Annotated in this window: 12 protein-coding genes; 7 read left to right on the top strand and 5 right to left on the bottom strand. The window is 74.9% G+C overall.

The genetic code is table 11. The features are described 5' to 3' along the window. Positions 1–6 precede the first annotated feature (6 nt). Together BM093_RS02070 and BM093_RS02065 are read right to left on the bottom strand one after the other, a co-directional pair. Positions 7–342, bottom strand: coding sequence for a DUF6114 domain-containing protein (locus tag BM093_RS02070; RefSeq protein ID WP_093336238.1), 336 nt, complete (start codon positions 340–342; stop codon positions 7–9). Then, complete coding sequence (locus tag BM093_RS02065) at positions 339–902, bottom strand: DUF6230 family protein (RefSeq protein ID WP_143105221.1); 564 nt, start codon at positions 900–902, stop codon at positions 339–341. Before BM093_RS02065 ends, BM093_RS02070 begins: the two co-directional genes overlap by 4 nt. Before the next feature lie 147 nt (positions 903–1,049). On the opposite strand from BM093_RS02065, the gene BM093_RS36500 reads away from it, so the two are divergent. Beyond that, positions 1,050–1,832, top strand: coding sequence for a MerR family transcriptional regulator (locus tag BM093_RS36500; protein WP_093336232.1), 783 nt, complete (start codon positions 1,050–1,052; stop codon positions 1,830–1,832). A gap of 24 nt (positions 1,833–1,856) precedes the next feature. On the opposite strand, the gene BM093_RS02055 is transcribed toward BM093_RS36500, so the two are convergent. Next, positions 1,857–3,314, bottom strand: a complete 1,458-nt coding sequence (locus BM093_RS02055) for an amidase (protein WP_093336229.1) — start codon at positions 3,312–3,314, stop codon at positions 1,857–1,859. A 34-nt stretch (positions 3,315–3,348) separates the two neighbouring features. After that, the gene (locus tag BM093_RS02050; protein WP_218162623.1) at positions 3,349–4,203 is read right to left on the bottom strand and encodes a LuxR C-terminal-related transcriptional regulator; all 855 of its coding nucleotides are present in this window, start codon (positions 4,201–4,203) and stop codon (positions 3,349–3,351) included. Positions 4,204–4,422: 219 nt separating this feature from the next. Between BM093_RS02050 and BM093_RS02045 the strand changes: the two genes are divergently transcribed. The 5 genes from BM093_RS02045 (at position 4,423) to BM093_RS02025 (ending at position 10,525) form a co-directional block, all read left to right on the top strand. Continuing rightward, positions 4,423–5,781, top strand: coding sequence for an MFS transporter (locus BM093_RS02045; protein WP_093336226.1), 1,359 nt, complete (start codon positions 4,423–4,425; stop codon positions 5,779–5,781). Continuing rightward, positions 5,778–7,475: an AMP-binding protein gene (locus tag BM093_RS02040; RefSeq protein WP_093336218.1), complete on the top strand. Its 1,698-nt coding sequence runs from the start codon at positions 5,778–5,780 to the stop codon at positions 7,473–7,475. Before BM093_RS02045 ends, BM093_RS02040 begins: the two co-directional genes overlap by 4 nt. 59 nt (positions 7,476–7,534) lie before the next feature. After that, a complete protein-coding gene (locus BM093_RS02035; RefSeq protein WP_093336215.1) occupies positions 7,535–8,476 on the top strand; it encodes an AAA family ATPase in 942 nt (313 codons plus the stop codon). Between the two features lie 62 nt (positions 8,477–8,538). Continuing rightward, positions 8,539–9,411 (top strand): vWA domain-containing protein, encoded by an 873-nt coding sequence (locus tag BM093_RS02030; RefSeq protein ID WP_245773236.1) that lies wholly within the window; start codon positions 8,539–8,541, stop codon positions 9,409–9,411. Between the two features lie 34 nt (positions 9,412–9,445). Further along, positions 9,446–10,525: an alpha/beta hydrolase gene (locus BM093_RS02025; protein WP_093336211.1), complete on the top strand. Its 1,080-nt coding sequence runs from the start codon at positions 9,446–9,448 to the stop codon at positions 10,523–10,525. A 21-nt stretch (positions 10,526–10,546) separates the two neighbouring features. On the opposite strand, the gene BM093_RS02020 is transcribed toward BM093_RS02025, so the two are convergent. After that, positions 10,547–11,167 (bottom strand): DedA family protein, encoded by a 621-nt coding sequence (locus BM093_RS02020; protein WP_093336208.1) that lies wholly within the window; start codon positions 11,165–11,167, stop codon positions 10,547–10,549. 281 nt (positions 11,168–11,448) lie between these two features. On the opposite strand from BM093_RS02020, the gene BM093_RS35715 reads away from it, so the two are divergent. Further along, entirely contained in the window at positions 11,449–11,589 is a 141-nt protein-coding gene (locus tag BM093_RS35715) for a hypothetical protein (protein WP_177238218.1), read from the top strand. Positions 11,590–11,591: the final 2 nt, after the last annotated feature.

Genomic DNA, 11,591 nt, shown 5'->3' with positions numbered 1-11,591 from the left:
TGCCACTCAGATCGGTGTCCAGGCCAGCGCGAGCGCTCCGCCGACCAACCCCAGCAGCATCCCGATCAGCATCCCGCCGAGGTTCGGGGTGAGGAACGAGGCGAGCGCGAGCAGGATGCCCGCGGTGCCGCAGACCGTGCGCTGGTCGGGTGCCAGCGCGAGCACGATCCCGGCGCCGATCATGAGTGCGCCGATCAGCAGCCCGGTCGCGCCACCGGCGCCGGGGGCGGTGACGACGGTGAGGCTGCTCGACGGGAGCAGCAGCATCGCGACCCCGGAGGCCGCCAGGCAGCCGGCCGCGCCCAGGGGGCGGCCGGTGCGGGTCCGGTCCGGCGCGGTCATGCGAAGCACTCCGGCACGTCGTCACCGATCGTCAGGTCGAGCCCGGACAGGGCGAGGTCGGCCACGCTCGCCCAGCGGACGGTGGCACTGAGGTCGAGCTGGAGCCCCTCGGCCAGCAGCGGCAGCTCGCCGGGCGCGGCCACGTCGACCGGAATCCCGTCGGGGCCGGTCTCCTGGCGGTTCACCAGGAGCCGCTGTCCCGCGGCGCCGAGGCCGTCGACGCTGTCGATCGCGAACTGCACGTCCCCGGCGCGGATCTGCTCCCCGTCCGGTGGGGTGTCCAGCCGGAGCACCCAGGTGCCGACCGGGGTCGGAACGGCCCCGGAGGCACACAGCCCGCGTACCCGGACATCGCCCAGCCCGACGACGACCACCGGGCGCCGGGCCCCGTCGGCGTCCTGGACGAACTGCGGGAAGACGCCGGTCGCCACCGCGCCGAACTCGGCGGCGGTGACCTTGACGTGCTGCCGGCCGTCGGTGGCCAGCGCGACCGGGACCAGGCCCGTGGCGGCGGCACCCACCATGCCCGCGGCCGCGAGGAGGACTGCCAGGAGGATCACGCCGAAGCGGCCCCAGCGTGTCCGGCCGCAGTGTGTCCGGCCCCAGCGTGTCCGGCCGCCGGCGGCCGCGCGGTGGCGGCCCGGACGGTGCAGCGAGTCCATACCATCTCTAACTGTGCCAGTCGTCGATGGTAACGTTTCATAGCGATGAGACACGATCGTGTTCCCCTGCGCGAGAGCCCCGGCCCGGCGGAGCGGTACAGGGTCGACGAGCTCGCGGCGCGGGCGGGCATGACGGTCCGCAACGTGCGTGCCTACCAGGAACGCGGCCTGCTCCCGCCGCCCCGGCGGGAGGGCCGGGTGGCGGTCTACGACCACGCACATCTCGCCCGGCTGCGCATCATCGGCCGGCTGCTCGAGCGTGGGTACAGCGTCGCCAACATCGCCGAGCTGCTGGCGGAGTGGGAGAACGGCCGCGATCTCGCCTCGGTCCTGGGGCTCGAGTCCGCGGTGAGCAGGCTGTGGCCGGAGCGGGTGCCCGAGACGACGACCCCGGCCGAGCTGGGGCGCCTGTTCGGTGACGACCGGGTCGGCGAGCTGGTCGACGACCTCACCGGGGCGGGACTCGTGGCCGGGACCGGGACCCGCCTGAGCACGCCGAACCCCGACATCCTCACCGCGATCGCCACGCTCGTCCGGGCCGGGGTGCCGCGCGACGCAGCCCTCGAGCTGGTCGGACGCGCGACCACGGTGCTCGACGGGCTGGCCGAGTCCCTGCTCACCCTGATCGGCACCCACGTGGTCGACACCGGTGCCACGAGCCGGCCGGGCCTGCCCGACGACGACGCGGTCACGCGGATCGCCACCGCCGCGCACGGGCTGGCACCCGTCGTCGGTACGGGGCTGGCCGAGCTGTTCGCCGCGATGCTCGAGCGCCACAGCATCGCGGCGTTCGGCGAGCGGGCCCGCCCACCGGCGCCTCCCTCCTAGCGAGCGCCCACCCGCCCGGGCGGCCTACCCCGTTCCCGCAGTGTCCCCGTCGGTGATCCGCCGCCACGGCCGGTCGGCCTCCAGCGCGAACGCCAGCTCCAGCAGGGTCCGCTCGTCCCCGACCGGGGTCGACAGGTGCACCCCGACCGGCAGCCCGTTGCCGGCGGCCCCGGCGGGCAGGGTGATCGCCGGGGAACCGGCGACGTTGCACAGCGGGGTGAAGGCGACGTAGTCGAGCAGCCGGGCCCGCAGCTCGTCGAACGGCACCCGCGGGCTCAGCCACCCGATCTCCGGCGGGGTGTGCGCCAGCACCGGGGAGAGCAGCACGTCGTGCCGGGTGAACAGCTCGGCGTAGGTCTGGGCGACCCGGCGCAGCCGGTGCAGGAACACCGGGGTGCGGGCCAGTGCCCGCCGGTAGTGGTCGGCGAGGCCGTGGGTGAGCGCGTCGAGCCGGGCCGGGTCGAACGTGCGGCCGTGCAGCCACCGGCCGCCGGTGACCACGGAGAACGCCAGCAAGCCCCAGTAGTCGAGGAAGTCGTCGACGAACCGGGCGTCCACACCGGACGACGCCGGGGACACGTCGTGGCCCTGCTTGCCCAGCAGCTCGGCCACGTCGACGACGGCGGCCCGGGTGTCGGCGTCGACGGCCGCGCCGGTCGGGGAGTCCAGCACCAGGCCGACCCGCAGCCGGCGCCGGGCCGGGCCCTCGACGAGCCCGACCGGTGGGAGCGCGGGGTTGCGCCGCCCGCGGTCCGCGGCGGCCAGGAACGTGGCGGTGTCGCGCACCGAGCGGGTGACGACACCGTCGGTGACCAGGTCGATCGGCATCCGGGCCCCGGTGGCGTTCGGCGCCGTCCGGCCGCGGGACGGCTTGAGCCCGACCAGCCCGCAGGCCGCGGCCGGGATCCGGATGGAACCGCCGCCGTCGTTCGCGTGCGCGATCGGCACCACCCCGGCCGCGACCAGGGCCGCCGCCCCGCCGGAGGACGCCCCGGCGGAGAAGCGCGGGTCCCACGGGTTGCGGGTCGGCTCGGCGTCGGCGAACTCGGTGGAGGCGTTGAGGCCGTACTCGGGCATCCGGCTCGTCCCGACGACGTCGAGTCCGGTGCCGAGCAGCTGCCGGGTCACCTCGGCGTGGTCGCGGGCCGGGGCCGGTGTGTAGGCGGTCGTCCCGTTGGTGGTCGGCCAGCCACGGACCTCGGTGTTGTCCTTGACCAGGGTCGGGACGCCGGCGAACGGCCCGGCGGGGTCGCCGCCGACCGGCTCGTCGGTCCGGTCCAGCACGAGCCCGCGCAGCTGCGGATCCACCCGCGCCGCCCTCGCGGCCACCGCGGACCGGACCTCGGCGGCGGACACCTCGCCGCGCCGGATCCGGTCGGCCAGCCCGACGGCGTCATCCGCACCCAGGGCGTCCGCCCCCAGGGCGGCCCCCGGGTCGTCCGCACCCGGGGCCCGGTCGAAGGCGTGTACCCGGCGGCTCATACCCCCGGATCATGCACTCCGGCGGGAAGCGGGATCAGAGCAGGCCCGCCGCCGTCGCCGCGAGGACGGCCTTGGTGCGGTTGTGCACGCCGAGCTTGCGCATCGCGCTGCGCAGGTAGGTCTTGACCGTGTCCAGCGCCAGCCCCATGTCGGCGGCGATCTCGGCGTTGCTGGCGCCCACCGCGACCAGTCGCAGCGCCTCGGCTTCGCGCGGGGCCAGCAGCGTCCCGGCCGGGGCCTGCGGTGGCGTGCGCGGCCCGGCCAGCGCGCGGTGGATCCGGTCGAGCTGCTCGCGGAGCGAGGGGTCGGTCGCGGAACGGGCGAGCGCCGCGAGCTCGTCGAGCGCGCCCTCGCGGCCCGCGCCGTCCCGCCCGGCCGCCGGTGGCTCGATCAGCGCGCCCGCCTCCCGGGCCACCTGGGTCGCGACCGCGCCGGTGCGGCGCACCGCGACGTCGCCGATCGGCCGGTCCTCGCGGACCGCGCCGTAGACCATCCCGCGCACGGCGCCGCCCACCATGATCGGGTAGGCGAGGATGGAGGTCAGCTTCTCCTGCCCGACGACGAACTGGTCGTAGTCGTGGGTGATGCCGCTGGTGGAGGCGTAGTCGTTCACCCGGCACGGCCGCTTCCGCACCATCGCCGCGCCGCCCAGGCCCCGCCCGGCGTGCACGTCGAGCTCGCGCAGCGAGTCGCCGAGGGTCCCGATCAGCTTGCTGATCGTCAGCTTCTGCCCGATCGTGCTGTCGCGGGTCACGCCACCGAAGACCACCGGGAGGCCGGTCGCCCGACGCAGGTCACCGAGCCGGCGGGACAGGATGGTGTCGAGCGCCTGCTGCACGGCATCGTCCGCGGCCGCATCTGCGTGCCACGGCGTGTCGCCCTCGACCACGCGTCCTCCTCGGTGCGCGAGTGCGTCGGCACTCGCTTCTGCGAGGTGGGTTGTCGCACGTGGCCGGGACCCCGTCAAGCCGGGACCGGACGAACCCCCCACTTCGGTGGGTACCGCCTACTTCGGTGGGTAGCGCCGGTGCTCGTCGCTCGACGACCCTCCCGTCCACCTTCCGCGCCCCACCGGCGACGGAACCCGCTCGACGAGGAGCACCTGACGATGACCACATCCCCACCGCCCGGGCAGTCGCCCCCCGTGCCGCTGCGCCGGGTCGCCGCCGCCAGCTGCGCCGGCACGACGATCGAGTTCTACGACTTCTTCATCTACGGCACCGCGGCCGCCCTGGTGTTCCCGACGGTGTTCTTCCCGGCGCTGGGGGAGACCGCGGGTGTCGTGGCCTCGTTCGCGACGTTCGCGGTGGCGTTCTTCGCCCGGCCGGTCGGCGCGGTCATCTTCGGGCACTACGGCGACCGGATCGGCCGCAAGCGCACGCTGATCTCGACGCTGCTGCTGATGGGCATCGCGACCGTGCTGATCGGGTTACTGCCCGGCGCGGAGACGATCGGTGTCGCGGCGCCGCTGATCCTGGTGTTCCTGCGGTTCTGCCAGGGCTTCGCGGTCGGTGGCGAGTGGGCGGGCGCCACGCTGCTCACCGCCGAGTACGCCCCCAAGGAGAAGCGCGGCCTCTACGGCGTCTTCCCCCAGCTCGGCCCGGCGATCGCGTTCGCACTGTCGTCGGCCACGTTCCTGATCACCGGCTGGATCATGGGCGACACCGACGAGGCGTTCCTGAGCTACGGCTGGCGGATCCCGTTCATCCTGTCGATCGTGCTGGTCGGTGTCGGCCTCTGGGTGCGGCTCTCGATCGAGGAGACCCCCGCGTTCAAGCAGGTCCAGGCCCGGGCGCAGGCCGAGGCCGCCGACCCGGCCCGCTCGGCGCGGGTGCCGTTCCTGGAGGCCGTGCGCGCCCAGCCGCGCGAGGTCCTGCTCTCCGCCGGCGCGCTGACCATGCTCTTCGCGTTCTTCTACATGGGCACCGCGTACCTGACCTCCTACGGCACCGATCCCGACGGTGCGGCGCTGTCCCGCCCGACGGTCCTGGGCCTCGGCATCCTCTCCGCGGTGATCTTCGGCGCGGCGATCGTGGTGTCCGGGGTCCTGTCCGACCGCTACGGGCGGCGCACCGTCATCCGGGTCTCCTGCATCGCCGGGATCGTCTGGGCGCTGATCCTGTTCCCGCTGCTCGACACCGGCAGCCCGCTGGCCTTCGGCGTCGGCCTCTCGGTCACCATGGTGATCTTCGCGATCTCCTACGGGCCGGCCGGCTCGTACCTGCCCGAGCTGTTCGCGGCCCGGCACCGCTACACCGGCGCCGGGCTGGGCTACAACCTGGCCGGGGTGCTGGGCGGCGCGGTCCCGCCGCTGCTCGCCCCCGGGCTGGCCGCGGCCTTCGGCTCGATCGCGATCGGCGTGATGCTCTCGCTCATCGCCGTCCTCTCGCTGGTCTCGGTGTCGCTGCTGCGCGAGACCCGCAACCAGGCCCTGGAACACGAGACCGCACCGGAGGTGCCCGCATGAGTTCGGTCCACGAGATCTACCGCGACGCCCGGGACCGGCTCGTCGCGCTGCACGGCGACCACGACAAGGCCGTCGCCGACTTCGAGTGGCCGGTGCTGCACGGCGCGTTCCAGTGGGCGCACGACTGGTTCGACGTGATCGCCGACGGCGAGTCGCGCACGGCGCTGCACATCGTCGAGGAGGACGGCGGCGAGGGGTCCTGGACCTTCGACGAGCTGCGCCGCCGCTCCAACCGGGTCGCCCGGTGGCTGGCCTCGCACGGGGTGCGGCGCGGGGACGCCGTGCTGGTCATGCTGGGCAACCGGGTCGAGCTGTGGGAGTCCGTGCTCGCCGTGATGAAGCTCGGCGCGGTGATCATGCCGACGACCACGGCGCTCGGCGCGGTCGACCTACCCGATCGGCTGGAGCGGGGCGGGGCCCGGTTCGTGATCGCCGACGTGTCGTGCGCGGAGAAGTTCGACGGGCTGCTCGACGGGGTCACGGCCGTCTCGGTCGGTGGCCGGCACGAGGGCTGGCTGGACTGGCACGACGCCGACGCGGTCGACGACGCCCCGGTCGAGCACCCGGGCACCACCGCCGACGACCGGTTGCTGCTCTACTTCACCTCCGGCACGACCAGCCGGCCGAAGCTGGTCGAGCACACCCAGGCGTCGTACCCGGTCGGGCACCTGTCCACGATGTACTGGCTGGGGCTCGTGCCGGGCGACGTGCACCTCAACATCAGTTCCCCGGGCTGGGCCAAGCACGCCTGGAGCTGCTTCTTCGCACCGTGGATCGCCGGTGCGACGATCTTCGTCTACAACTACGCCCGGTTCGACGCCGGTGCGCTGCTCGGCCAGATCCGCGGCAAGGCCGTCACCACGTTCTGCGCCCCGCCGACGGTGTGGCGGATGCTGATCAAGGCGGACCTGTCCGGCGGCCCGGGCTCGCTGCGCGAGGTGATCGCGGCGGGCGAGCCGCTGAACCCGGAGATCATCGAGCAGGTGCAGCGGCAGTGGGGCCTGACCCTGCGCGACGGCTTCGGGCAGACCGAGACGACCGCGCAGGTCGGCAACACCCCCGGCTCCGTGGTCAAGCCCGGCTCGATGGGCCGCCCGCTGCCGGGCGTGCCGGTGGTGCTGGTCGACGAGACCACCGGTGCGGTGTCGGAGACCGAGGGCGAGATCTGCATCGACCTGTCCCGCCGTCCGGTCGCCCTGATGACCGGTTACCTCGACACGCCGGAGAAGACCGCCGAGGCGATGGCGGGCGGCTTCTACCACACCGGCGACACCGCGACCCGCGACGCCGACGGCTACCTGTTCTACGTCGGCCGCACCGACGACGTGTTCAAGGCTTCGGACTACAAGGTCTCGCCGTTCGAGCTCGAGAGCGTGCTCGTGGAGCACCCGGCGGTGCTCGAGGCGGCGGTCGTCCCGCAGCCGGACCCGGTGCGCCTGGCGGTGCCGAAGGCCTACGTCGCGCTCGCGCCCGGCCACGAGCCCGACCGGGACACCGCGCTGGCGATCCTCCGGCACGCCCGCGAGAACCTCGCCCCCTACCTGCGGGTGCGGCGCCTCGAGTTCGCGGAGCTGCCGAAGACGATCTCCGGGAAGATCCGCCGGGTGGAGCTGCGGGCCCGCGAGCGCGACGACGCCGCGGCCGCCGCCGCGACCGAGTGGCGCGACGACGCGTTCCCCGAGCTGCGGGGGTGATCCGGGGTACCGTCGCGGCAGCTGCGCGAGATCAGCTGCAGAACTCACGGAGGTGATGGATGGGTGTCGACGTCGCCACCCCCGCCGCTGCCACGGCGGTCCCGGTCGTCGGTCGTACCCGGGAGGTCGAGCTGCTGGTCGCGGCGCTCGACGCCGGGGCGCACGTCGTGCTGGAGGGGCCGCCGGGGACGGGCAAGACGACGCTGCTGCGCGCCGTCGCCGACGAGGCGCGGCTGCCGTTCGTCTTCGTCGAGGGCAACGCCGAGCTGACCCCGGCCCGGCTGGTCGGCCACTTCGACCCGGCCCAGGTCCTCGAGCGCGGCTACAGCCCGGAGACCTTCGTCGACGGGGCGCTGGCCGAGGCACTGCGCAGCGGCGCCCTGCTCTACGTCGAGGAGATCAACCGGATCCCGGAGGAGACCCTCAACGTCCTCATCACCGTGATGAGCGAGGGCGAGCTGCACGTGCCGCGGCTCGGCCGGATCGTCGCCGCCCCGGGGTTCCGGCTGGTGGCGGCGATGAACCCGTTCGACGCCGTCGGCACCGCCCGGATCTCCTCGGCCGTCTACGACCGGGTCTGCCGGATCGCGATGGGCTACCAGAGCGCGGGCGACGAGAACGCGGTCGTCACGCTGCGCGGGCCCGAGGTCGACGAGCAGTGGCGGGCCAAGGTCGTGGCGCTGGTGCGCCGCACCCGCGAGCACCCGGACGTGCACGTCGGCTCCTCGGTGCGGGGCGCGATCGACATGGTCCGGATCACCGCGGCGCTGGCCGGGCGCCGCGGCCGGGACGTCACCGACTGGCGCAGCGGGCTCGACTCCGCGCTGGTCGCGCTGTCCGGGCGGATCCGGCTGGTGGAGTCCGGCACCCGCACCGCCGAGGACGTGGTGCGCGAGCTCTACCGGGCGGAGTTCGGCGAGGAACCCTCTGCCGACGACGACTCCGACGGTGCCGACAGCCCTGACGGCTCCCCGGGAGGTGGTGCGCCGGGGGGAGCATGAGCCCGCCACCGGCGGGCGGCACACGGCCGCGCCGGCAACGGATGCGGCCGGAGGACCGCACCGTGGCCCGCAGCTCCCTGGCGGGACACGAGGGGTTCTCCGAGATCTCGCCGGAGGTCGGCGTGCTCGACGTCGACGCGTTCGACGCCGCGCTCGCCGGCCGGCCCGACGAGACGCTGGAGCTGCTGGTCCAGATGAGCCGGGCGACCGACGCGAAGCTGCGCGCCGCCGCGCAGCGCCTCGCCGGCCGGGTCGTGCTCGACATCGGGCGCAGCGGCCGGGTCACCCGGCGCGGCATCGGACGGCTGCAGACCGTCCCGGCCGACCGCGGCGGCGACCTCGATCTCGACGCCTCGCTCGGCGCGGTCGCCGAGGCCCGCGCGGCCCGGCGGCCGGTCGGGCTCGACGAGCTCACCGCCCGCACCTGGGCCCGGCCCGCCCTGGCCCTGTGCCTGGTCGTCGACGCATCCGGCTCGATGGGCGGGGACCGGCTGGCGACGGCGGCGCTGACCGCGGCGGCCTGCGCGTTCCGGGCACCGGGCGACCACGCGGTGCTGTCGTTCGCGGCGCAGACCCAGGTCCTGCGGGACATGGGCTCCGCCCAGCCGGCGTCGGCCGTGGTCGACCGGGTCCTGGGCCTGCGCGGCCACGGGGTCACCGCGCTGGCCGGGGCGCTGCGCACGGCCGCGGCCCAGCTGGAACGGACCCGGGCCGAGCGCCGCGTCGTCGTGCTGCTCTCGGACTGCCGCGCCACCGACGACCAGGACCCGGTCCCGGTGGCCCGGCGGATCCCGGAGCTGATCGTGCTGGCCCCGGCCGCCGACGACGAGCAGGCCGCCGACCTGGCCGCCCGCAGCGGCGCGCGGTGGGCGCCGATCGCGGGGCCCTCCGACGCGCCCGGCACCCTGCTGTCCCTGCTCGGCGCGGGTCCCTGAGCGCGGCTGGTCCATCCGCCGTCTTCCCCCGCGAATGTCAGTTCCCACCCGTACGCCGTCCGCCCCGGGGCGCCTCGGCGACCCCGCGACGACGCTCGAGACCGACCCGCGGGCCGACCCGCGGATGCTCGCCGTCCTGCGGGGACTCGGCCTGACCGGTCATCCGGACCCCGCACCTCTGGGGCCGGACGCGGACCGGGCGGCGCTGCTCGGTTTCGTCGACGCGGTCGAGGAGGGCTTCGAGGGCCTGTTCGCCGGGCTCGCCGCGGCGTGGACGCCGGTACCCGGCGTCACCCGCGAGCTGCTGACCCTCCAGGGCGGCGGCGGCCCGATCACCCTGCACGTGCACCGTCCGGACGGTGTGGACGGTCCGCTCCCGTGCCTGTACCAGGTGCACGGCGGCGGGATGGTGATGCTCTCGGCCGCGGGACCGCTCTACGGGCACTGGCGCGACGAGCTGGCGGCGGCCGGCGCCGTCGTCGTCGGGGTGGAGTACCGCAACGGCGGCGGGCGGCTCGGCGCACACCCGTTCCCGGCGGGGCTGGACGACTGCGTCACCGGCCTGCGCTGGGTCGCCGACCACCGCGACGAGCTCGGGGCGACCCACGTCGTGGTGACCGGTGACTCCGGCGGCGCCAACCTCGCCCTCGCGCTGGCGCTGCGGGCCCGCCGCGACGGCTGGGCCGACGCCGTCGCGGGCGTCTACGCGCAGTGCCCGTACATCCTCGGTGACTGGACCGAGCCGCCTGCCGAGCTCGGCTCGCTGGTCGAGTGCGACGGCTACTGGCTCGACCGGGCGCTGTTCCCGCTGCTCGCGGCGGTCTACGACCCGGTGGGAGGGCACGCCGGTGACCCGACCTGTTGGCCGTTCCGGGCCGGGCCGGAGCACCTGGCGGGCCTGCCGCCACACATCATCTCGTGCAACGAGCTGGACCCGCTCCGTGACGAGGGCCTCGCGTACCACCGGATGCTGCTGGCCGCGGGCGTCCCCTCGGTCGGGCGGATCAACCCCGGCCTGTGCCACGTCGGCGAGCTGATGTTCCGGGAGGCGATGCCCGACGTGTACGCGGCCGCGGTCCGCGACGTCGTCGGGTTCGCCCGGTCGGTGGCGTAGCGGCCGGGTGGGGCGCCGTGCTCAGCGGACGTGGGCGCGGCGCTTCGACCCGGTCGCCCGGACGATGGCCAGGCGCCCGACGACGAGCGCGACCCCGACCGCGAGGCCCCCGACGAGCAGCAGCCACGGCCGGGACTCGAGATCGGCGGCGAGCCGGTCCCCGGCCGCGTACCCGATCCCGACCAGCACGGCCGAGCGCACCGCCGTCGTGGGGATGATCCAGGCGAGGAATCGCCGGTAGCCGACGTTCGCGAGGCCGGCGGCCAGGTAGGCCGGGATCGCCCCGATGTCCACGAGCTTCGCACCGATGATGATCCGCGGCAGGTGCGTGTGGACCTCGTGGGTGAGCGCCTCGCGGCGGGCGTCGGTCAGCCCGAGCCGGGCCAGCAGGCGGGCCAGGCCCGGCCGGTCGCCGTGCCGCCCGAGCGCGTAGAGCAGGGTGTCCCCGACGACGTCGGCGACGAGCGCGGCCAGCCACACCCCCCACCACGGCAGCTGCCCGGCCCCGGCCAGCGCGGCCGCGGTGACCGTGACGATCGGGCCCTCCAGGAACGCCCCGACCGCAATCACCAAGAGCGACCGGATCGGCGCGGCCGGGATCGCGGCCAGCAGCGCGGCCACGGTGTCCGACAGTCCGATCACTCGCGTCTCCGATCAGGTGTTTCCCCGGAATGGTGCCTGGTCCACCGTGGCCGTCGTGACGCCACCCCCGTGCGTCGCCCCCCGTGCGGCTACGGACTCGCCGTCACCTGCTGTGACGTTTCGCGGTATCGAGAGGTTCCCGCGGGCATCGCCGGGCGGAGCGCCGTCGTTCCGGCCGTCCGGTATGTCCGCCGGTGCCCCATCGTGGCACCGGTACCGCGACCGGGCATCCCGATACCGCGGGCCCCACCCGACGAGGTGATCCGGGGCATCCTGGTGCGGTGATCTGGGTCCAGCTGCTCCTCGCCGCGCTCATGCTGGCCGGCGGCGTCGCCCTCCTGACGGTCGGTGCGCTCCTGACCGGCGGGGTCGTCGCCGTGCTGGGCGGGGTGTGGGTCGGGGCCTGCGTGCGCCGGCTGTGAAC

Origin of the sequence: Pseudonocardia ammonioxydans (genome assembly GCF_900115005.1) — a bacterium.
In the GTDB taxonomy this organism is placed as follows: domain Bacteria; phylum Actinomycetota; class Actinomycetes; order Mycobacteriales; family Pseudonocardiaceae; genus Pseudonocardia; species Pseudonocardia ammonioxydans.
Note: the sequence above shows the minus strand (reverse complement) of the source record. Positions and strands in the feature narration are given on the sequence as shown.